21 protein-coding genes are annotated in these 20,340 nt (G+C 71.1%); 11 read left to right on the top strand and 10 right to left on the bottom strand.

Annotated features, from left to right (window positions below):
• Positions 1-88: 88 nt before the first annotated feature.
• Together RM446_RS04360 and RM446_RS04355 are read right to left on the bottom strand one after the other, a co-directional pair.
• The gene (locus tag RM446_RS04360; protein WP_311543781.1) at positions 89-1,219 is read right to left on the bottom strand and encodes a pectate lyase family protein; all 1,131 of its coding nucleotides are present in this window, start codon (positions 1,217-1,219) and stop codon (positions 89-91) included.
• Positions 1,220-1,349: 130 nt separating this feature from the next.
• Positions 1,350-3,134 carry a right-handed parallel beta-helix repeat-containing protein gene (locus RM446_RS04355; protein WP_311543780.1) on the bottom strand — a complete coding sequence of 595 codons (1,785 nt, stop codon included), beginning with the start codon at positions 3,132-3,134 and terminating at the stop codon, positions 1,350-1,352.
• Positions 3,135-4,132: 998 nt separating this feature from the next.
• Here RM446_RS04355 and RM446_RS04350 point away from each other — a divergent pair.
• The 3 genes from RM446_RS04350 to RM446_RS04340 all read left to right on the top strand — a co-directional run bounded on the left by RM446_RS04350 (position 4,133) and on the right by RM446_RS04340 (position 5,628).
• Positions 4,133-4,525 (top strand): carboxymuconolactone decarboxylase family protein, encoded by a 393-nt coding sequence (locus RM446_RS04350; RefSeq protein WP_311543779.1) that lies wholly within the window; start codon positions 4,133-4,135, stop codon positions 4,523-4,525.
• 2 nt (positions 4,526-4,527) lie between these two features.
• Complete coding sequence (locus RM446_RS04345) at positions 4,528-4,770, top strand: hypothetical protein (protein ID WP_311543778.1); 243 nt, start codon at positions 4,528-4,530, stop codon at positions 4,768-4,770.
• A gap of 405 nt (positions 4,771-5,175) precedes the next feature.
• Positions 5,176-5,628, top strand: a complete 453-nt coding sequence (locus RM446_RS04340; protein ID WP_311543776.1) for a DUF2231 domain-containing protein — start codon at positions 5,176-5,178, stop codon at positions 5,626-5,628.
• A 148-nt stretch (positions 5,629-5,776) separates the two neighbouring features.
• On the opposite strand, the gene RM446_RS04335 is transcribed toward RM446_RS04340, so the two are convergent.
• From RM446_RS04335 to RM446_RS04325, 3 genes are all read right to left on the bottom strand, one after another.
• Positions 5,777-6,103 (bottom strand): hypothetical protein, encoded by a 327-nt coding sequence (locus RM446_RS04335; RefSeq protein WP_311543775.1) that lies wholly within the window; start codon positions 6,101-6,103, stop codon positions 5,777-5,779.
• Positions 6,104-6,309: 206 nt separating this feature from the next.
• Positions 6,310-6,639 carry a histone-like nucleoid-structuring protein Lsr2 gene (locus RM446_RS04330; protein WP_311543774.1) on the bottom strand — a complete coding sequence of 110 codons (330 nt, stop codon included), beginning with the start codon at positions 6,637-6,639 and terminating at the stop codon, positions 6,310-6,312.
• Positions 6,640-7,391: 752 nt separating this feature from the next.
• Positions 7,392-7,538 (bottom strand): hypothetical protein, encoded by a 147-nt coding sequence (locus RM446_RS04325; protein WP_311543773.1) that lies wholly within the window; start codon positions 7,536-7,538, stop codon positions 7,392-7,394.
• A 368-nt stretch (positions 7,539-7,906) separates the two neighbouring features.
• On the opposite strand from RM446_RS04325, the gene murQ reads away from it, so the two are divergent.
• From murQ to RM446_RS04290, 7 genes are all read left to right on the top strand, one after another.
• On the top strand, positions 7,907-8,866 hold the full coding sequence (gene murQ / locus RM446_RS04320; protein ID WP_311543772.1) for an N-acetylmuramic acid 6-phosphate etherase: 960 nt from the start codon (positions 7,907-7,909) through the stop codon (positions 8,864-8,866).
• A 45-nt stretch (positions 8,867-8,911) separates the two neighbouring features.
• The gene (locus RM446_RS04315) at positions 8,912-10,492 is read left to right on the top strand and encodes a PTS transporter subunit EIIC (protein WP_311543771.1); all 1,581 of its coding nucleotides are present in this window, start codon (positions 8,912-8,914) and stop codon (positions 10,490-10,492) included.
• Between the two features lie 201 nt (positions 10,493-10,693).
• Entirely contained in the window at positions 10,694-11,587 is an 894-nt protein-coding gene (locus tag RM446_RS04310) for an SMP-30/gluconolactonase/LRE family protein (RefSeq protein WP_311543770.1), read from the top strand.
• A gap of 374 nt (positions 11,588-11,961) precedes the next feature.
• A complete protein-coding gene (locus RM446_RS04305) occupies positions 11,962-12,951 on the top strand; it encodes an endonuclease/exonuclease/phosphatase family protein (RefSeq protein ID WP_398694471.1) in 990 nt (329 codons plus the stop codon).
• 814 nt (positions 12,952-13,765) lie between these two features.
• Positions 13,766-14,854 carry a ferric reductase-like transmembrane domain-containing protein gene (locus tag RM446_RS04300; protein ID WP_311543768.1) on the top strand — a complete coding sequence of 363 codons (1,089 nt, stop codon included), beginning with the start codon at positions 13,766-13,768 and terminating at the stop codon, positions 14,852-14,854.
• A gap of 291 nt (positions 14,855-15,145) precedes the next feature.
• Complete coding sequence (locus tag RM446_RS04295) at positions 15,146-15,739, top strand: helix-turn-helix domain-containing protein (protein WP_311543767.1); 594 nt, start codon at positions 15,146-15,148, stop codon at positions 15,737-15,739.
• Positions 15,740-15,851: 112 nt separating this feature from the next.
• Complete coding sequence (locus tag RM446_RS04290) at positions 15,852-16,724, top strand: class I SAM-dependent methyltransferase (RefSeq protein WP_311543766.1); 873 nt, start codon at positions 15,852-15,854, stop codon at positions 16,722-16,724.
• A gap of 121 nt (positions 16,725-16,845) precedes the next feature.
• On the opposite strand, the gene RM446_RS04285 is transcribed toward RM446_RS04290, so the two are convergent.
• The 5 genes from RM446_RS04285 to RM446_RS04265 all read right to left on the bottom strand — a co-directional run bounded on the left by RM446_RS04285 (position 16,846) and on the right by RM446_RS04265 (position 19,022).
• On the bottom strand, positions 16,846-17,253 hold the full coding sequence (locus tag RM446_RS04285; protein ID WP_311543765.1) for a TipAS antibiotic-recognition domain-containing protein: 408 nt from the start codon (positions 17,251-17,253) through the stop codon (positions 16,846-16,848).
• A gap of 111 nt (positions 17,254-17,364) precedes the next feature.
• Positions 17,365-17,646, bottom strand: coding sequence for a MerR family transcriptional regulator (locus tag RM446_RS04280; protein WP_311543764.1), 282 nt, complete (start codon positions 17,644-17,646; stop codon positions 17,365-17,367).
• Entirely contained in the window at positions 17,639-17,902 is a 264-nt protein-coding gene (locus RM446_RS04275) for a hypothetical protein (protein ID WP_311543763.1), read from the bottom strand. Before RM446_RS04275 ends, RM446_RS04280 begins: the two co-directional genes overlap by 8 nt.
• A complete protein-coding gene (locus tag RM446_RS04270) occupies positions 17,899-18,174 on the bottom strand; it encodes a VOC family protein (protein WP_311543762.1) in 276 nt (91 codons plus the stop codon). The genes RM446_RS04275 and RM446_RS04270 overlap by 4 nt, the downstream gene beginning before the upstream one ends.
• A 221-nt stretch (positions 18,175-18,395) precedes the next feature.
• Complete coding sequence (locus tag RM446_RS04265) at positions 18,396-19,022, bottom strand: TetR/AcrR family transcriptional regulator (RefSeq protein WP_311543761.1); 627 nt, start codon at positions 19,020-19,022, stop codon at positions 18,396-18,398.
• 148 nt (positions 19,023-19,170) lie between these two features.
• Between RM446_RS04265 and RM446_RS04260 the strand changes: the two genes are divergently transcribed.
• On the top strand, positions 19,171-20,217 hold the full coding sequence (locus tag RM446_RS04260; RefSeq protein ID WP_311543760.1) for an aldo/keto reductase: 1,047 nt from the start codon (positions 19,171-19,173) through the stop codon (positions 20,215-20,217).
• Positions 20,218-20,340: the final 123 nt, after the last annotated feature.

The raw sequence follows: 20,340 nt of genomic DNA, 5'->3' as shown, positions 1-20,340 counted from the left end.
CCGTCCGGGCGAGCGGGTGGGCGGCCGCCGCCGCCCACCCGCCCCTTTCACTCGGGTACCCGGACCCCGGTTGCGGCGTCCCGGCGTCCTACGGCGTCACGTCGACGACCCCGGTGCCGGAGTTCTGCGACGCCTGCGTGCGGGCCTCCTCCGGGCCGAGTGCGTCGTAGGAGTAGGGCACGGTGAAGTCGGTGGTCGACTCCAGGTGCTCGTGCGGGGTGTCCTCGTAGGCGTTGTCGACCAGGTTCCAGTAGCCGGTCTCGTCGCTGCCGTACCACCAGCCGACCGGGCCCTGGATCTGCCCGTCCTGGTCGTCGACCTCTCCCGAACCGGTGCGCAGGAAGTAGTTGCCCTCCACGAGCACCTGCGCCCCCAGCCGGCAGTTGATCGCCGAGGAGGCGATGTCCTCGAAGTAGTTGTTCAGCATGTGCACTTCGGAGCGCCGGATGAGTGGAACGCGGGAGTTGACGTTCTCGAAGTGGTTGTTCATGTACGTGATCTTGTCGCCGTTGGCGCCGTCGCTGTCGCTGCTCGCCGTCAGCATGGTCTTCCAGGAGTCGTGGAGGTGGTTCCAGGAGACGGTGATGTACTGCGAGCCGTTCTTGATGTCGATGAGCCCGTCGTAGTGCTCCTTGTCGGCGCCCTGGAACTCGTTGTAGATCTCGTTGTGGTCGATCCAGACGTTGGAGCTGTCCTTCTGGACCCCGATCCCGTCCTTCTCGCCCGTGTCGACGTGATGGATCTCCAGGTTGCGGACGACGACGTTGCGCGCGTCGCGGATGTTGATCCCGACGCCGTCGAACTCGCCCCGGTCGCCCACACCGAGGATCGACACGTTCTCGACTTCCTTGACGTCCATCTTGCTCTCGCTGAAGCCGCTCGCGTCGACGGTCTCGTCGACGTAGACGACGAGGCCCTCGCCGGACCGGTCGCGGTGCTCTTTCAGCAGCGCGTACATGGCATCGGCGGGATTGCCGTGGCCGCTGTCCTGCCGGTACTCGCTGAGGACGTACTCGTGCACGACGCCGGCGCCGAACCCGCCGGTGGTACCGCCGTTCATCGAGGCGTACCCGACCGGCACGTCTTCGGCGGCCGAGGCGGTCGGAGCGGCGGCGGTCAGCAGTCCGGCGGCGACGACTCCCGCCGCCGGCGCGGCGAGCGCGGCGTACCGCCTGCGCCTGACCCTGCTCTTGCGGATGGGGTCTCCTGACATGGACATCTGCCTCCTGTTCGACGTTGCGCGAATCGGGGTTGCGCGGATCGGCGGGACGACCGGCGTGAGCGGCGCCGGTGGCGCTGTGCCGGGGAGCGGGGCGGGGTTCGGGCACCGCGGATACAAGGCGCCCCGCCTACGGGTCGACGCGGCGACCGCCGAAGGTCACCACGAGACGGCCCTCGGAGTCGAAGGACCAGTCGAGCTCACCGCTGTAGTCGGCGCACCGGGAACCGTTCGAGCCCGACCAGAACTGGTTGGAACCGTCGGCGTCGCCGATGGTCCTGTCGTTGGACCCGCTGTCGCACGAGGTGTTGCCGCGGAACACCGAGGAGCCGCCGTCGAAGTTGAAGTTGCGTTCCTCGCTGCCGATGCCGACGTTGTCCGACACCGCCATCGAGCCCGTGTTCCGGTTGTAGGTGAAGCCGTGCTTGCCGTTGTCGTAGGCGATGTTGCCCGAGACCACGTGGTCGACGCCGATGTCCTCGCCGCCGAGCTTGTAGCCGTTGCGGTCGCCGTCGCCGGCCTGGGAACCGTCGCTGAGCGTTCCGTTCTCGTAGGCGAGGGAGTCCTCGATGGTCACCGCGCCGATGGCGCCGGTCTCCGACTTGGTGTAGAGGTCGTAGCCGTCGTCGATGTTGTTGTGCGAAACGGTGTGGCGGAAGACGTTGCCGGGGCCCGTGGTGAGCTTGGGGGCGAAGCCGTCGGCGTCCTCGCCGTCGGAGTCGACATTGTCGTGCGACACCGCGCTCACGATGAGGTTGTCGCTCGGCCACTCGCTGCGCGGGGTGTCCGAGGAGATCCGCGAGACCTGCAGCCCGGTGTCGCGGTTGAACCGGGTCACCGTGCCCTCGATGATGTTGCCGCTGCCGCCGACGAAGATCCCGTTGTCGCCGGCGTGCTCGACGGTGATGCCCCGGACGTGCCAGTACGAGCCGTTCACCCGCAACCCGCGGTTGGCGGAGTCCTCACTCTGGGCCGAGAAATCCAGCACCGGGGTCTCGCCCGGGTAGGCGGCCAGCAGTGTGCGGTCACCCGAGGAGCCGTCGTCGCCGGGCTCGATGGTGACGGTCTCGGAGTACCGGTAGGTGCCGCCGCGCAGGTAGACGGCGCCGCCGGAGGAGACGCGGGAGATCGCCGAGGCGAGCGTCGTCGGGTCGGACTCGGTTCCGGACGCGTCGGCGGTGCCGTCCGGTGCGGCGTACAGTGCGTCGCCGCCGGGCGGGTCGGTCGGCGGGTCCGTGGGGTCGGTCGGGGGATCGGTTGGGTCGGTCGGAGGGACGCCGTCGTCGGTGACCACCACGTCGTCGAAGGCGGCGGTGGCGTAGGAGGTCGCCAGGGCCATCCGCCCCCGGATCCACGTACCGTCGTCCGCCGAGGCGACGCTCTGCCCGTCGACGGAGGCGCTGATGCGGTCGCCTTCGGCGGTGATGTCGAGCGTGTACCAGGTTCCGGTGTCCACGGACATCGGCAGCGAGCCGATCACGTCGGTCCTGCCGCCGCTGACCGCCTGCAACTCGGCCCGGTCGGGGTAGAGGGCCAGCCGGTACATCTTGGTCGCACTCGTCGAGCGGGCTCCCAGAGCGGCGAAGGAGCCGGAGCCGTCGAACTCCCGGGGCTTGACGCGCACGGCGGCCCGGTAGTCGGACCAGTCGGAGTCGCCGCCGAACTGGCGGGCCAGTTCACTGCCCAGTTTGGCCTGCTGGAACACCTGCGAGTCGCCGTCGGAGACGACGTCCCAGTCGCCGCCCGACTTTGACCAGCCGCTCGGAGGGCCGCTCTCGAAGTCCTCGGAGACCAGTGTGGCCGCCGAGGCCGTGCTCACGGTGCTCAGCAGGCCCGCGGTGAGCGCCCCGAGCACCGGCACGGCCAGTGCGGCGCACCAGCGTGGCCCGCGCCTGGGAATGCGTTTTCCTGCCATTGGGGGATGCCTCCTGGTTGCTGTGGATAGGCCGGAGGGCGGCACCGAGGGTGCATTGTCAGAGACTCTTCGGAGTTGATGCAGGCAGATCAATCCGACTTCGGGTATCGGCCTCAGTGTCGCGGGGGTGGCGGCTCCCGTGTGGGTGCCGCGAGAGAATCATCGATGAGGATGATTCGCCTACAAGGGACTGAAAGCGCTTTCCCAAGAACGTAGGCGTTCGCTCGCGGTGCGTCAACGGTGCGTTCCATGATCTTTTGCGCGCTGAGGGCGCCGGAGCCGACGGAGGCGCGCCGCCTGGGGAGATGCGGGAGAGTCTCGGAGCGGATTCCCGCGCCGAGGCTCGCCTGCTGCGCCGCCGCCGTGGCCCGGCGACCGCAGCGGACGCCGGGCGCGCCTACTGGGCCTCGTCGCGGTAGGCGCCCTCGCTCCGTCCGGATGGCCGCGCACGCCTTCCCGCTGCTCGACAGCTGCCTGCAAGGCTTCGTGATCCAGGAGCGGAGCCGGCCGTCCAGTGGCGGGCGGCGGACTGTGCGGCCGGCGGAGCCGGTCGGCAATGCCGCGGCAAAGCGAACGGCCGCGGAAGCCGGAGGATTCCCGCGGTGTCCTCTGCCGCGCCGGAAACCGGCCGGATGCGATCGCAGCCGGGTCGTTCGGCGCCGCGATCGCCGCGTGCGTCGGCGGTCGGCCTAGCCGCACAAGAAAGCGCCCGGTATTACAGGTGAGTCCGGTGGAACAGTGTGCGGAATCGGGTTCGGCCGCGGCGTCCGGATGCTGCCCGGTTCCCGGAATATCGGGAGGCGGCGCCACGCGGGGGTAAAAACCTCGAATGTTTGGGAAAGGGGGTTGGTTCGCCCTCTGGAGGCGCGCAGACTGAGGATACAGGGCTGCGAGTGAGATGATCGGTCGGAGCCGGTTACGGTTGGCGGTCGGATGCTCGGGTCCCGGATGGTGATGCGCTCGTATAGCGCGGGCGATTTCCTGGAAGGGAGTGCAAAATGACCACCGCGAACCGTGGAGAGGTCGAGGCCGACATCAAGAACACGCTCGGCATCGTACCTCACTTCTTTTCCCGTATTCCCGACGAACTGATGGCGCCGGAATGGGAGATCTTCAAGCGACTCGAACTGGGCGAGACGCTTATCCCGAACAAGTACAAGGAACTCATGGGCGTCGCACTGCACTCCGAGACGAAGTGCCAGTACTGCACTTTGTTCCACACCGAGGCCGCGAAGCTGTTCGGCGCGACGGACGAGGAGATCCAGGAGGCCGTCCACTACGCCAAGAACAGCCTGGGCTGGAGTGCCTACCTCAACGGCATGCAGGAGGACCAGGAGGTCTTCAGGGACGAGCTTGCCCAGATCGGCGAGTACGTCGGCTCTACGGGCTGACCGTGCGACTGGAGCGAGAGCGCCTGGCCGTGCTCCGGGCGACCATGCACGCCCACGAGCTCGCGAGCCTGATGGCCGCGGCGCGGTACGTGGTGCACAATGCACCGGCCGGCGTGCCTGAAGAGGCGCGCCTGCAGCTCACGAAGGTGCTCGACGACTACGACGAGCAGGTCCGGCGGCTGCCTCCGCCTGCCGCGCAGGGGCCCGGTCCGGAGCGCGGTTCGCCGCCCGGACCGGTGCCGTGACCGGCCGCACGGCCGGAGACGGCACCGCCGCCCGCCCCGACGCGCCGAGCGCGTCGGGGCGGGCGGCTTACCAGGCCAGCTCGATGGAGCAGGCGTTGAGGCCGGAACCCGCACCCATCAGCAGAACCTGGTCGCCGCGGTCGAGATTGTCGGCGTGGGCGGCCAGAGTGAACAGAATGGTCGCCGCCGGTCCGGCTCGGCGGCCGGGTTCCGAACCCCGGCGATCTTGTAGCCGTCGTGAAGGGAAGCGATTTCCATGAGCGATGGCTACAAGATCGACGGTGCTGTGCCGGGTGCAGACGGCGCGGGAGCGCTGCTCCCCGCCCGGCCCGCGGACTGCTCGTGACCGTTAGTGTCCTCGACTTCGCGGGTAGTGGCAGCCCTGCGTGGAAGGAGTGGTGGTCGATGAGTCACGAGCCGACGCCCAGCCGTGCGGCGATCAAGGGGCACCCCATCCATCCGATGCTGGTCGCGCTGCCGATCGGCCTGGTCGTCGCCGCGCTGGCGGCGGACATCGGCTACCTGGCCGAAGGGTCGCGGGCCTGGGCCCTGGCCGGTGTGTGGCTGGTCGGCGGCGCCTTTTTCAGCGGCCTGATCGCCGCCGTGCCCGGCTTCGTGGACTTCGTCGGCAACCGGAGGATCCGCAGGAACGTGACGGCGTTGCGGCACGGAGCCGTCAACGGCGTCGTGGTGGTTCTGCTGCTCGTCTCCTTCCTGCTGAGGGTTCCCGACCCGGAAGGGGCGGTTCTGCCGTCGGGGCTGATACTTTCGGCGCTCAGCGCGGCGATCGTCGGCTATTCGGGATGGCTGGGCGGCGAGCTGTCCTACCGGCACATGTTCGGCGTCGACCCCTCGTAGCAGGAGGCGGCGCAGCCATGGGCCGGGGCGGCCGGGGCCTCCCCGCGGCTGCCCCCCCGGTGTCTCCCCGCTCCCGGATCGCCTCCGGACGCTGCCCTTGCCGGCCGGTGGAGGCGCCCGAGGGCGCCGGAGCGATCCATGCCGATGCTCAGCGCTGCCCAGCTCGCACGGGGGGCTCGTCGGGAACCAGCGCCTCGTCCGCGCCCGGGATCTCGGCCATCGGCCGATGCGCCTCCAGCAGCAGGCCGCCGCGGTTGCGGCCGTCGAGCACGTCGATGCCTCCGGCCGCGCCCGACTCCAGCAGTTTCTCCTTCCGCGCGCGGGAACTCTCCTTCGGCGCGGCGGTAGCGCAGCGGAGCCGGCACGAGGACGTTGACCGCCGGCCGATGACGCACCCGACCAGCACGAGGCCCACCAGTCGGGCGAGCGTGCCCATGCGATCGGCGGTACCGTCATCGCTGATGAACGCGTCCACCCGGGAACGCGGAGAAGGCGACCCGATGAGAGGGGCACCACCCGGGCGGGCCTGCGCGAGCGGCGCCGGCGCCTCGGTCCGGCCCGCCTCCCCGATTGCTCCGGCGGCGCGGATCCCCGCCCCACCGGGTTCCCGGCGGCAGGGCCGTCACCGGCCATGAACGCTGCCCGAGTCGTCCTCCGGCGGCCGGCGTTCATGGCCGGGCACTAGTGTGCTGCGTCGTATTCGGCGACGATCGAGGCCGGGATGCGCCCGCGGTCGTTGACCTGCTTTCCCTGCCGCTTGGCCCACTCCCGGATCGCGGCTGTGCGCTCCCGGTTGGCCGGCTGGTTCTTGCGCTTGGACCCGCCTTGCTTGGGCACGCGGATCTTACGGGCGGACTCGACGAACGGCGCGATCGCTGTTCTCAGCTTGTCGGCGTTCTCCGAATTGAGATCGATCTCATAGGAGGTGCCGTCGAGTCCGAAGGACACGGTTTCCTCGGCCTCGCCTCCCTCGACGTCGTCGTAGAGAAGTACCTGTACCTTCTGCGCCACTGCGCCTCCTCGAATGCCCGGCATTAACGGCCGCGGAACGGCGTCCGGCGCCCCGAGGGGCCGGGCCGCTCACCGCTGCGGGACGACAGCCCGGATGCACTGGCCGACCGGTGGTTCCGGCCCCGAGTGCCGACGGCCGCAACCGCCCTCGTCGGCGCCTCTGCAAATGCTGTCCGTCGCGGTCTTTCACGGTTCCTATTTCCTATTCTTACGGCAGGAACGCGTTTCACGTCAAGCCGGGCGCCGGGGCTATGGCGCATTCGAATCCGGGAAGGCGGGAATGCCGTCTGGAAAGTCGCCCCGGGTGTTGGGAATTGGCGGGCCCGGCGTGCGTCTCGGGGGGATTCCAGCGTTTGCGGCAACCGCGGGCTCCGGCGACGAGCGGAGTGCATTCGGCGGGTGCGGCCTCTCCGGGACGCTCCCGGCCGCGACTCGCCCGCGAGCCCGGCGTCGGTCAGGCGGACCGTCGCGGTCGAGTCGCTCGAGAGAGCCGGTGGCCATGGTCACCCCGGTACCTGCCCGGCGATCGGAGCGAAACCGACGGCGTGGAGATGCCGCCGTCATCCGCGCAGCCGCGGCCGGCCTCCGAGTCGAGCCGATCGGTGAGGTGTCCGCCGTCTCGGGCGTGTGGATCCCGCAGCATGAAGCCGGGGCGGAAGCGGTCGCCCGGCGACGCACTCCCGCTCCGAGGTGGCGGCCCAGTGGAACCGGGGGAGCACGGGTCGGACCCCCGGTCCCCGCGCGTCCGCGCGTCACTCGGCGTCGCGCGCCGCCTTGACCGCCCGGTACATCACGCCGCCCGCCTCCTTGCCGATCTGTCGTGCTCCGGCGCGCACACCCCTACCGAGCCTGCGCGGCCGCGAGCCGGGCTCGGTACCGCGGCGGGCGCCCGCGACCACCCCGCCGACGACCTTCCGCGCCGCCGTTCCGCGGTCCCGGCGCCCCTGCGCAGGGGAACGCGCCGGTCCGTGTTCGTGCGCCGGCCGCACTAGCCCCGCGGGGCGCACCGGCTGCCGGTGTTCGCAACCGCGCTGCTCGCAACTGCGATCTGCAACGCCGAACAGCGGAGACGGACCGTCGCTGCGAAGTGGCGGGCTTTCTTCCGCGCCGCGCATGAATCCCGGCGGCAGGGTGGCGGCGGCGCTTCGCCGGATCCGAAGGAGGGATGTAACTTTCCTACTAGGTATGTGACACTGCTGGTGGAAATTTTACGCGGCGAGGAACTCCTGCGGCCGGGCGCACGCGTCGGAAGGGACTGCTCCAGCTCATGGCCACTACTGACACCAGCGGGGCCGGAAATCCGGTACGCGACCTGCGGGCCGACCTCACCTCGTTGGCGACCGAGGCCCGCCGGAGCGATCTGAGCGGTATCGACCGGATGGCCACCGAGGACATCGTGCGCACCATGAACGCCGAGGACGCGACAGTGGCCCCCGCGGTGCGAGCCGTGTCCGGGGCCGTCGCCGCCGCTGTCGACGCCGTCGCAGCCCGGATGGCCAGCGGCGGCCGGCTCGTCTACGTCGGCGCGGGAACCGCGGGCCGACTGGGCGTGCTGGACGCCTCGGAGTGCCCGCCCACCTTCAACTCCGACCCGGAGCAGGTCATCGGGCTGATCGCCGGCGGACCGGCGGCGATCGACAGCGCGGTCGAGGGAGCCGAGGACGACGAGCGGGCCGCCGCCGCCGACCTGGACGCACTGGACCTGACGCCCGAGGACACCGTGGTGGGCGTCTCCGCCTCCGGGCGGACGCCCTACACCGTCGCGGCGGTCGCCCACGCCGCCCGGCGCGGCGCCCTCACCGTCGGCGTCTCCTCCAACCCGGGCTCGCCCCTGGGCGCGGCCGCCGCCCACGCGATCGAGGTCGACACCGGTCCCGAACTGCTCGCCGGCTCGACCCGGCTGAAGGCCGGCACCGCGCAGAAGCTCGTGCTGAACACGCTCTCCACCGTCGCGATGATCCGCCTGGGCAAGACCTACGGCAACCTCATGGTCGACGTCCGCAGCTCCAACGAGAAGCTGCGCGCACGTGCGCACCGGATCGTGGAGATGGCCACCGGTGCCGGCGACGACGAGGTGCGCCAGGCCCTCTCCGCGAGCGGCGGCGACGTCAAGACCGCGATCCTCACCATCCTCGGCCGCGTCGACGCCGCGGAGGCCGCCCGCCTCCTCGGCGCCTGCGGCGGTCGGCTCCGCGAGGCGGTCGAGGCGGCCGCCCCCGGGGGCTGACGCCCCTGCACTCCCCCCAACCCCGAGCCCGGAAGGAAGCAGGCGATGAGCGACTCGGGTGCCACCGGACACGCGGCGACAGCACGGGAGCTGCTCGCCCTGGTCGGCGGCGAGCACAATGTCACCTCCGTCACCAACTGCATCAGCCGGCTGCGAATCGGCCTCGCCGACCGCGCCCGCGTCCGTGAACAGGACATCCGCGACCACCCCAAAGTCCTCGGCGTGGTCGACGACGAGACCTTCCAGATCGTGCTGGGCCCGGCAGCGGTGTCGAAGGTCGCCGAGGAGTTCACCCGGCTGGTCGACGCCGAACGCGGAGCTGCGGGCGCCGGAGGCGGCGCGGCCTCTGCGACGGCGGAGCAGGCGGCGTCCGGCGCAGGTTCGGACGCAGAAGCGCTGGCCGCCAAGGGCCAGGCGATCCGGGCGGAGAACAAGCGGCGCAACGCCACCCCCTTCAAGCTGTTCCTGCGGCGCATCGCCAACATCTTCGTGCCGCTGATCCCCGCTCTGATCGCCTGCGGCATCCTGGCCGGGGTCACCGGCGTGTTCACCAACCTGGGCTGGCTGACCCCCGTCCTGCCCGCGCTGGACGCGATCGCCAAGGGGTTCATGTCCCTGATCGTGGTCTTCGTCGGGATGAACACCGCCAAGGAGTTCGGCGGCACCCCGGTCCTGGGCGGCGCGGTCGCCGCCATCATCCCCTTCGCCGGGGTGGCCGACATCCAGGTGTTCGGCGCCGAACTGGCCCCGGGCCAGGGCGGTGTGCTGGGAGCCCTGGGCGCTGCGGCGCTCTGCGCCTACGTCGAGCGCTGGAGCCGTCGGTGGGTGCCCGACACGCTGGACATCCTCATCACCCCCACCGTCGCGGTCCTGGTCTCGGGGCTGGTCACGGTGTACGGGCTGATGTTCGCGGCCGGAGAGGTGTCGGCGGCCATCGGAGTGGCGGCCGACTGGCTGCTGGGCCAGGCCGGAGCGCTGGCCGGACTGATCCTGGGCGGGTTGTTCCTGCCGCTGGTCATGCTGGGCCTGCACCAGGCGCTCATCCCGATCCACACCACCCTGATCGGCGGGGACGGCTACACCGTCCTGCTTCCGGTCCTGGCGATGGCCGGCGCAGGGCAGGTCGGCGCGGCCGCCGCGCTGTACGTGCGCCTTAAGCACAACGAGGGGATCCGCAGCACCATCCGCTCGGCGCTGCCCGCCGGCCTGCTCGGGGTGGGCGAGCCGCTGATCTACGGCGTGACTCTGCCTCTGGGACGCCCGTTCTTGACCGCCTGCGCCGGCGGGGCGGCCGGCGGCAGCTTCCTGGGCCTGGCCAACCAGCTGGGGGTGAGCGCGGGCTCGACCGCGATCGGCCCCTCAGGGCTGGCACTGTTCCCCCTGCTGCAGGGCAGCCGGGGCATCGGGGCAGCGGTCCTGGTCTACGGCCTGGGCCTGGTGGTGGGCTATATCGCCGGGTTCGTGCTGACCTACTTCTTCGGGCTCAGCCGCCAGGCCGCGGCCGAGCTGAACGCCGCAGAGCGCATCGCGCCGGACGCCTCGCCAGACGACGCTCCCGCGGCCCAAGCACCGTCGGCGGGGGACAGTGCCCGGCGGACGGACGCACATGCCGCGTCGGGGAGCTGACGGCCCGAGCGGAGCGCCGGTCGGCTGCGGACACAACAGGGCCGTGCTCAAGGAGCCGGTTCGCGGCGCCCGGTCCCGGCACAGGTCGCGCCCGTGTCTGCCCCGGTGCACGGGGCAGAACGGAGCACGCCCTGGAGGGACCGGGCCGCCCGCCGCGGATCCACTCGACGGCCGCGCCCGGACGTCCCTTAGGTTTGCCCTGTGCCGCAGACAACGCCCGACAACGACCGCCCCCGCCGCCTGAGCGCCGAACAGGCGGGACCGCCCCTCGCCCACCACGGGGAAGGCCCCGTGTGGTGTCCCGCCGACGGCTCACTGCGGTGGATGGACATGCTGGCCGGTGACATCCTGGCCCGCCGCCACACCGACGGTGCCATCGAGCGCACCGGGGTCGGCCGCATCGCCGCTGCCGTGCGCCCCCGCCGGAACGGCGGTTTCGTCGTGGCGGTGGAGCGCGGCTTCGCGCTCATCGAACCCGGTTCCACCGAGCTCCACCGGCTGCCGGAGGTGTGGAACGACCCCGGTGTGCGGATGAACGAGGGCGGGTGCGACCCGCGGGGCCGCTTCTACTGCGGATCCATGGCCTACGACGCCGCGCCGGGGCGCGGAGCCCTCTACCGGCTCGACCCCGACCGCAGCGTGGCCCGGGTCCTCGACGGCGTCACGATCTCCAACGGGCTGGCGTGGGCACCCCCCGGCGACCGCGCCTACTACGTCGACACGCCCACGCACCGCATCGACGCCTTCGACGTAGCCCCCGACGGGGAACTGGGCGAACGGCGCGCGTTCGTGGAGATCCCACCCGAGCAGGGCAACCCCGACGGCATCTGCCTGGACACCGAGGGCGGGGTCTGGGTGGCGCTGTGGGACGGCTCCGCCGTCCACCGCTACACCCCCGGCGGGCGGCTCGACACCGTGGTGGAACTGCCCGTTCCGCGCCCGACCGCCTGCACCTTCGCGGGCCCGGACCTGTCCGAGCTGTACATCACCACGTCGGCGGAGGGCATCGACACCGAGCGGTGGCCGCAGGCGGGCGCCCTGTTCCGGGTCGTGCCGGGTCCGGTGGGCACGCCGCCCCTGGAGTTCGCCGGCTGATCATTGAACCGGGAGCCTGCGGGCGGCTTGGGGCCTCTCAGCCGCCGCCCGCGCAGCGGGGCCCGGCGCCGGAGCACTCCGCCGGAGGCGGACAACAGGAGTGCATCCTCGACGATCGGCACAAGCAAGGCATCGAGGCGTGAACCGCCTCTTATCGTCGCCGTATGCGGGAGCGCATACGTTCCGTTGGCAACCGCGCCGCCTGATCGGCGACATGACACGAACACCGCCGTCAGTACGGGGATGCAGTAGTGACCGACAGCGAACAATGGCCGGCGGCGACGCAGCGGGACGCGGCGGAGAGGGCGCGGGAAGGCACCGGCCTCGGCGACGACGGCTTCGGTACCCGGCCGGGAACACGCATCCGGCGGGCGCTGAGCCTCGCCGCCCGGCCCGGGCCCTGGAAGCGCGGCCCGGTGCCGGCGGCGCTGGCGGTGCTGCTGGGCCTGCTCATGCTGCTGCACGCGGAGATCCCGAACCGGATCGGGGGCATCGGCAGCCTGGTGGAGACCTTCCTACCGTGGTTCGGCCTGCTCATCCCGGTGCTGCTGGCGGCGGCGCTGTGGCGCCGCTCCGCCTCCGCGGTGGCGGCGCTGCTGCTGGTGCCGGTGACGGTCTGGCTGAACCTATTCGGCGGGCCGCTCGTCGACGAGTCCCGACCGGGTGGCGACCTCACGGTGGTCAGCCACAACGTCGGCGCCGGCAACCCCGCCCCGGGCGGAACCGCCCGCGACCTGGCCGCTTCCGGCGCGGACCTGCTGGCGCTGGAGGAGATCACCGCGCAGACGAAGACGCTGTATGACGAGGAGTTGGCGAAGGTGTACCCCTACCACGCGGTGCGGGGCACGGTGGGGCTCTGGAGCAGGCTGCCGCTGTCGGACACCGAGCCGGTCGACCTCAGGATGGACTACGGGCCGCTGGCGGAAACCGAGCCGCCCGACGTGATGGCGGCCGACGACCGGGCGCTGCGCACCACGGTGGCCACGGAGCGCGGTCCGCTGGCGGTGTATGTCGCCCACCTGGGGTCCGTACGGGTGATGCCGAGGGGAGGCTTCTGGACGGACTCGCGCGACAGAGGCGCGCAGGCGCTTGCCGAGGCCGTCGCCGCAGAACAGAACGAGCGGGTGGTACTGCTCGGCGACCTCAACGGCACTACGGACGACCGCGCGTTCGACGGCATCACCTCGCAGCTGCACTCGGCTCAGGACGAGGCGGGGCACGGCTTCGGCTTCAGCTGGCCGGCGGCGTTCCCTGTCGCGCGGATCGACCAGGTCCTCGTCCGCGGCGTGGAGGCGGAGAGCTCGTGGGTGCTTTCGGCAACCGGCAGCGACCATCTGCCGGTGGCGGCCGCAATCAGCTGGTGAGCACCGGCCGGGCCTGAAAGGGCCTCCTGATGCCGGCCTCCTGCACTTCCTGCGCTCAGCGGGGCGAAGCCGTAGCAGCTCAGTCCGGCCAGAGCCGCCCATCCTCGGGCCTCGGGGCGCCAGCGGGCGACGACGAGCGCCGGCGCTGCGGCGGTGTAGGACGCACGGCGAGCCCCGGGATGAAGGGCAGGGTGGCCAGGCCGGAGGCGGTCGTGCCGCGCCGGCCGGAAGGTTCCTCCGGCGTCGAACAGCGGCGACGCGTCCACCGTCTCCGCGGTCCCCGCGCGCCTCGCCTCGGAGAACATGACATCGAAGAAATCGGTCCGGAAGCTGCCGTCCCCATGGCGGTGCACGGCGAATCCCTCGCTTCCGCGGGTAATTGCCGCGCCCGATTGCTCGAAAGTATCGACCGGCGCTCTCGCCGGCTGCTCGCGGGTTTCCAGCGAGTTGTCCATTCCAAGGGCGCGGGGAATGATCGCTTCTCCGGAGTGCCGTCGAAACTCGGACGCACCTGGAGAATTCCGTGGTCAGCCTGGTTCTCCCAGGTCAGTGCGGATTGAGAGCGGTGGCAACGAACGGGCGGATGCCGCGGTGCGCTCATTATGGGTCGCTGTGGAACGCCGCCTCGTCCGTCGCTGTCTGGGCGGCGAAATGCCTGTTCACAGATGGCGAATAGGAGCTAGCGGTCGCGGGGCCGCCGATAACGGAAGCAAGGGATACCCGCCTTAAGTGGAAATGTGAGACTCTTGACGGCGAGGCTGCAGATCGTCCGTCGCCGAGGCCGCACGAAGCGGCGCGGAAAGTGGTGTCTCCTATGGCCGGATCGTCTGAGTCGGCAGCGTCTGCAGCGCGGGAGCGGGAGGGAGGCGGACGGTTCGACTGGCGGGGTCTCAGAGCCGATCTGCGCGGCGCGGTGCCCGATGCCGCCATCGCCCTGGTGATCACCGGCGTGATCTTCGTCTGGCTTTATGTCCGGGTGGAGAACGGGACCTCGGCGACGACCCGGGTCATGCCGATGCTTGCCGATGCGCCCGAGTTCTGGATGTACTGGCTGTCCCAGGCGTTCGGCTGGTCGGGGCTGCTGTGGGCCTACATCACCGTCTTGTTCGGACTGCTCCGATCCGGGCCCCGGCCTCCGTGGGGATGGCTGACGGTGCCGCGGGTGGAGAAGCTGCACCGCACGACGAGCCTGACCACCGTCGGGCTGATGTTCATGCACGCCTTCATGTTCTTCGCCGACCAGGTCCGGTCGAACCAGCAGGACCACTCCTGGGCCGGCGGGATCCTCACGGCCTTCGCAGACGTCTTCGTTCCCGGCGTCTACGCCTCCGGCACCGGCCGCATCGCCATCCTGCTCGGCCTGCTCGCGTTCTACCTCGCGATCCCGTTGGGCCTGGCCTTCTACCTGCGGCAGCGGACCGGCTCCCGCATGTGGCGCGCCCTGCACCGGTTCATCATCGTGGTCTACGTCCTCAGCGTGTGGCACACCCTGCTGTACGGCACGAACGTCTGGTACGACGGCCCGTTCCGCACCCTGGTGTGGGCGCTGCAGATGCCGCTCGCCGGGCTGCTGCTGCTGCGCCTGCTCACGCCCGCGCGCCCCAGCGAACGCCTGCGCCTGCGGGGAGCGGGCAGGGAGTCGCGGCCGCTGCCCCTGACGGCGCGGATCGCCGGACGACTCGCCGTCGCGGCCGCCGTCCCCGGACTGCTGGCCGTCGTCATCACCGGAGCCGACGGCGGGCGCACCCCGGGGGGCGCGTCGCCGGGGCTCTGGCCCGAGCAATGGGTGATCTGGGCGGGCCTGCTGGTGCTGACCCTCGTACTGGTGGCCGTCGCCTACCGTCTGCGACCTTCGGCGGCGGTGCGAGCGTCGGGACCGAAGACCGTCGGCACACGGCGGTAGCGCCACCCGGCTTCCCAGCGCGCATCGCCTGCCGCCGTTCCGGTCGTGCCCGGCGGGTGCCTCCGCTGCAGCGCGGCAGCGTGTCAGGGATGCTCGATGCGGGGAGCGGCCGCGGTGGCGGCGAAGGCGATGCGCCGACGTCGCGGCGTATCCGCTCCCGACTCCGCCGGAGGACCTCGGAGGGCAGGGTGCCGCCGTGGACTATGACGCCGTGTAGGGCCCCGGCCGGACACTCCGGCCGTCTGCGGACGGCGCTACCCGTCCTTGCATAAAGAGCATACGATAATGCCCATGACGCAAGAAGATGGAGAGTTGGACGGCCTGGTGCGCAAGCGCATCCGCGCCCTGCGGGTGGCGCAGGGCTGGTCCCTGGAGGAGCTGGCCACCCGCGCCCACCTCAGCCAGTCCTCACTGAGCCGCATTGAGAGCGGTCGGCGCCGACTCGCACTGGATCAGCTGGTCACCCTGGCCCGTGCCCTGGACACCACGCTGGACCAGCTTGTGGAGACCGCCGCCGACGACATCGTCACCAGCCCGGTGGTCGACGGCGCCCACGGCCGTATGCGCTGGCCCGTGAAGAGCGACCCCGGGATGACCGTTGTACGCCAGCGCATGACGGACCCGCCGCCCGACAATCCCGCACGCATGCGCGCCCACCCCGGACGCGAATGGCTCGTCGTCCTGTCCGGCACCGCGACCCTCATGCTCGGCCACCGCCGCTTCCGCATCGAGACCAACCAGGCCGCCGAATTCCCCACGATGATGCCGCACGCGATCGGTGCCGAGGGCGGGCCCTGCGAGATCCTGGGCATGTTCGACCGCGATGCCCGCCGCGGCCACCAGCGCGAGGGCGTCGTCGACGATCCTCAGAGCACGGACGCGTGACGGGGCACACGCGACGGCGACATCTTGCGCGTCAGGCAGCGCGGGCAGCGATTGTCTTGCGTAAACAGGGAACCATTATGCCGCATACGCATTGCACTCCTACCGTGGAGGCATGAACCGAGCACACACGCACACCCCCGACCACGGCGCTCAGCACGGACGCCACCAGGAGCACGACGCCGACGGCCAGGCGGAGCTCCTCGACCTGGACGCCGAGGTCTTCGCCGAGCACATCGCCTCCATCGCCGCATGGCTGCCACTGACGACGAGCCCCCGCCGGATCGTGGATCTGGGCTGCGGCACAGGCGCGGGCACATTCACCCTCCTCGACCGCTTCCCGGACGCGCACGTCACCGCCGTCGACACATCCGCCGGACACCTTCAGCACCTGCACGCCAAGGCGTGCGCCCGTGGCCTGGAGGGGCAGGTGCGCACCGTGCAGGCCGACCTCGACGACCCCGCCTGGCCCGACCTCGGCTCACCGGACCTGGTGTGGGCGTCGGCGTCGCTGCATCACATGGCCCACCCCGAACGCGCTCTGCGCAACGTCCACGGCGCGCTCGCACCGGGCGGCCTGCTCGCCGTCGTGGAGCTGGCCGGCTTCCCCCGCTTCCTGCCCGAGGGCGCCCCCGAAGAGCAGCCCGGCCTGGAGGAGCGCTGCCATGCCGTCACCGACCGCCTCCACGCCGAGCACCTGCCCCACCGCGGCGCCGACTGGGGGCCGATGCTGACTGCCGCCGGCTTCACGGTCGAGGGCGAACGGGCCGTCTCCGTGAACATCGAGGGCTCCCGCAGCGAAGCGATCGGCCGCTACGCCCTCGGCGGCCTGCAGCGCATCCGCAGCGCCGCCGCCGGTTGGCTCTCCGCCGAGGACCTCACCGCGCTCGACCGGCTCCTGGACACCGGCGACCCGCGCAGCCTCCTGCACCGCGACGACCTGGTGATGCGCACGGAACGCACGGTGTGGGCCGCACGCCGCACCTGATTCCGGGCATCCCTGTCGCGGTCGGGTGCAGGACCCGCGCACTTCCGTGCCCAGCACCGCCCCCGCGCACCGTCCGCACGGTCCGGTGCGGAGCGCTCCCCGGCAGGCTGCCGACCGCGCCCTACCGCCAGGTCGCGGTGTCGGGGTCGATGCCGTGGGCGCGAGCGCTGGCGTCGACGATGCGACGAAACCATGGGGCAAGGCCGGTGCGGACGCCGTCGTAGTGGGCGGAGAACCCCGGATCGGCCTCGTACATGCGGCCGAGGCAGACCTGCATTCGCCTGGTGAGCGGAAAGTACGAGGCGGCGAAGACATCGCGGTGCCGCTCGACGAGCCGGTTCGCTTCCAGGCTGCCAGGTGCGACACCGGCTTCCATCGCATTCCCCAGGGCGCGGTCGAGTTCGGCGACGGCTTCGGCGACGGCCTGCCATTCCTTGGGACCGCGAGAGGCGGAGCGTTCGGCGTACTGCTGCCACTGCGTCGTGTCTCCGTAGCGCTGACGGGCGCGGGCGGGCGAGTCCGGTCCCACCGGGGACCGAAGATCGCGGCCTGCTGCTCGGCGGTCAGCAGCAGGCCGCGGTCGTGGGCGTCGATCATCCGATCCAGCCCGGCGCTGAGACTCTGAAGGCGGTCGATCCGTTCAGCGACCCGGGCTCGCTGCGCGCGCAGCGCGCCCGGTACGTCGGCGGTCGTCCAAGACGGCCCGGATCCCCTCCAGGCCGAGACCGATCTCGCGGTAGACGACGATGCGGTGGAGGCGCTCCAGATCATCGGCGGTGTAGATCCGGTATCCGGCAGTCGTGCGCAGCGACGGCCGCGCCAGACCGATCTCATCCCAGTGGTGCAGCGCGCGGACCGTCACCTCCAGACGTTTCGCGACCTGACCGACGGTCAGGCCGTCGGCGCCAGCGGCATCAGACATCTTCCCCAGTGTCCCCGCGCCCGGCGGCCGGTGGGGTGATCCCGACGGCTTTCAGATTCCGCGCCTCCTGACTCGCCGGATCGAAGGGCTTCGCGGCGGTGAAGACGATCCGCGCGTTCTCGGGGGTGGCCACCACCGCATCGCGGGTGTTCCAGGGAGTGTCCCGCGGTCCGTCGACCGAGCTCGGGCGCAACGCACGACAGGCCTGGACGAAGGGGTCGACCTGGCTGAGCACGCACGCGAAACCGACGCTCATCGCTGGCGGCCGCTCCGGAGCGCCCGCCCCGAGACGAGGAGTACGTCCTGGAACGCCCACCGGCGCAGATGCACCAGGCTGTCGGGGATGCTGAACAGCTCGAAGAACCCGAGTCCGCGAGTCCAGAAGTCCACCGACGCCTCCAGGTCGCTCGTGGGGATCGTCGCGAACGCCGGCATTCCATAGATGCCGCGGAACGGCTCCGGCGGAATCGCATCCGGGCCGGGTGGCGGCACGGGACTCGTCTCGAACGCGTTGTAGTGATCGCTCATGGCGCCACCCTCCGGCCTCACGCGACGTGAGGGTCAAGTCCCCGGCCTCCAACCGACCGCCAGGTCATCGGGCTTGGAACTGACGTCCACAGGTTCAGCGTGCCGGCGCGTCGATCGAGGGTGGGAGCCGCTACCCGCCGCTGGGCCGGCAGAACCCGGCCGGGCGGGACTGACTTCGTCGTCGGAACGCCTTCACGTTCGATCAGCCCGGTTGCGAGTGGCTACCCTTCTTCGGTCCGGGGTGCGGGCGCGGACCGCTCCGTATTCCGGCAGCGGCCGTGCGCGGGGGCGATGCCGTCCATCAGCAGGTCGAGTAGCCGCTCGGCCTGCTCCCGCTGGTGGTCGGCTCCGGCGACGAGGGTGACTCCCGCCAGGGTCATGAGGATGTCGGTGGCAGGTGTGTCCTCACGGATCACCCCCTGGGTGATCCCGGCGATGCGGAACCCTTCGACCGCTCCGGTCAGCTGCTCCCGCGTCTGCGAGCTCAGTTCGGCGTCGCTCCGCAGGAGGGTCTTGAGCGTGTCAGCCATGCCGTGCTTGGTGGCGAGGTAGTCCAGCACCTCCGACATCCACGCTCGCAGGGCCCGGTCGGCGGGCAGTTCGCCCAGGAGCTGCTCGGTTCGGGCGGCGAGCCGGGCCGTCTCGTAGCGGTAGGTGGCGTCGACGAGCTGTTCGCGGGTGGGAAAGCGCCGGTACAGGGTGCCGATTCCGACGCCCGCGTCCTTGGCGATCTGCTTCAGGGTTGCGGCCGCGCCGTCGCGGGTGAAGGCTCGGGCGGCCGCGGCGAGCAGCTTGTCTTCGTTGGCGCGTGCGTCGGCCCGTATCGGCCGGTCGGATGGAGCGGGCATGCGGGTGGATTCCTCTCGCCTTGCTATCCGGAGTCGAATCCGCTTAGATTTGCGTTCAAGCGGACCCTGCTCCGCTTACTCGGACGGTAGCAGCCGGCCGCCGGCCGCCCCAACGCCTCAGCCGCACCCACAGGAAGGCCGCCCCACCATGCAGTACCGCACGCTGGGCAGTACCGGAGTCCACGTCAGCTCGTTGTGCCTGGGCGCGATGATGCTCGGCGCATGGGGCAATCCGGACCACGACGACGCGATCGGCATCGTCCGCACCGCCCTCGACGCGGGGGTCAACATCATCGACACCGCCGACGTCTACTCGGGCGGCGAATCCGAGACCATCGTCGGCAAGGCGATCGCCGGACGGCGCGACGACGTCGTCCTTGCGACCAAGGTGTCGAGCCCCATGGGCCCTGGTCTCAACCAGCGCGGTGCCTCGCGGCGCTGGATCGTGCGGGCCTGCGAGGAGAGCCTGCGCCGCCTGGGCACCGATCACATCGACCTGTACCAGGTGCACCGGCCCGACCCCGCTACCGACCTCGACGAGACCCTGGGCGCGCTGTCCGATCTCGTCCGCGCAGGCAAAATCCGCTACGCGGGGTCCTCGACGTTCGCGCCCTCGACCATCGTCCAGGCGCAGTGGACGGCCGAGCGGCGCGGGCGAGAGCGATTCGTCTGCGAGCAGCCGCCTTACTCCCTGCTGAGCCGGGGCGTGGAGGCCGACGCGCTGCCCACCTGCCAGACCTACGGGATGGGGGTGCTCGCCTGGAGCCCGCTGGCCGGAGGCTGGCTGTCCGGCCGCTGGCACCGCGACGCGGCCGAGCCGTCCAGCCACCGCACGAAGACGATGCCCTTCCGGACCACGCTCTCCCACTACGACCTGGATGTCCCGGGCAACCAGGCCAAATTGGACGCCGCAACCGAGCTCGCCGGCATCGCGGAGGAAGCGGGCCTGACGCTGATCCAGATGGCGCTGGCGTTCGCGACCGCGCATCCTGCGGTCTCCGCGGCGATCGTCGGCCCCCGCACCGCCGAGCACCTCCGCAGCCAGCTGAGCGCCGCGGACACCGTCTTGGAACCCGACCTGCTTGACCGCATCGACCGCGTCGTGGCGCCCGGAACCGACCTCAACCCCGATGACACGGGCTACAGCGCGGCCGCCTTGGCCGACCCGAAGCACCGCCGACGCGCCGCCGCATAGGAAGCCTCAGCGGCGACCGGACTCCTCTACCGTCCGCGAGCCCGGTGCAGACATCCGCTGCGCGGGCACTCGGTCCTACGCCGGGTCCTGGCGCTCTAGGCACTCGCCGTGCTCACCATCATC

The sequence above is a fragment of the Streptomonospora wellingtoniae genome, assembly GCF_031845375.1.
In the GTDB taxonomy this organism is placed as follows: domain Bacteria; phylum Actinomycetota; class Actinomycetes; order Streptosporangiales; family Streptosporangiaceae; genus Streptomonospora; species Streptomonospora wellingtoniae.
This window is presented reverse-complemented; position numbering and strand designations above follow the sequence as displayed.

Bases quoted from the DNA above. Each gene is read 5' to 3' on its own strand.
- RM446_RS04360 (WP_311543781.1), bottom strand. From the start codon at position 1,219: ATGTCCATGTCAGGAGACCCCATCCGCAAGAGCAGGGTCAGGCGCAGG.
- RM446_RS04355 (WP_311543780.1), bottom strand. From the start codon at position 3,134: ATGGCAGGAAAACGCATTCCCAGGCGCGGGCCACGCTGGTGCGCCGCA.
- RM446_RS04350 (WP_311543779.1), top strand. From the start codon at position 4,133: ATGACCACCGCGAACCGTGGAGAGGTCGAGGCCGACATCAAGAACACG.
- RM446_RS04340 (WP_311543776.1), top strand. From the start codon at position 5,176: ATGAGTCACGAGCCGACGCCCAGCCGTGCGGCGATCAAGGGGCACCCC.
- murQ (WP_311543772.1), top strand. From the start codon at position 7,907: ATGGCCACTACTGACACCAGCGGGGCCGGAAATCCGGTACGCGACCTG.
- RM446_RS04315 (WP_311543771.1), top strand. From the start codon at position 8,912: ATGAGCGACTCGGGTGCCACCGGACACGCGGCGACAGCACGGGAGCTG.
- RM446_RS04300 (WP_311543768.1), top strand. From the start codon at position 13,766: ATGGCCGGATCGTCTGAGTCGGCAGCGTCTGCAGCGCGGGAGCGGGAG.
- RM446_RS04295 (WP_311543767.1), top strand. From the start codon at position 15,146: ATGACGCAAGAAGATGGAGAGTTGGACGGCCTGGTGCGCAAGCGCATC.
- RM446_RS04290 (WP_311543766.1), top strand. From the start codon at position 15,852: ATGAACCGAGCACACACGCACACCCCCGACCACGGCGCTCAGCACGGA.
- RM446_RS04280 (WP_311543764.1), bottom strand. From the start codon at position 17,646: ATGTCTGATGCCGCTGGCGCCGACGGCCTGACCGTCGGTCAGGTCGCG.
- RM446_RS04275 (WP_311543763.1), bottom strand. From the start codon at position 17,902: ATGAGCGTCGGTTTCGCGTGCGTGCTCAGCCAGGTCGACCCCTTCGTC.
- RM446_RS04270 (WP_311543762.1), bottom strand. From the start codon at position 18,174: ATGAGCGATCACTACAACGCGTTCGAGACGAGTCCCGTGCCGCCACCC.
- RM446_RS04265 (WP_311543761.1), bottom strand. From the start codon at position 19,022: ATGCCCGCTCCATCCGACCGGCCGATACGGGCCGACGCACGCGCCAAC.
- RM446_RS04260 (WP_311543760.1), top strand. From the start codon at position 19,171: ATGCAGTACCGCACGCTGGGCAGTACCGGAGTCCACGTCAGCTCGTTG.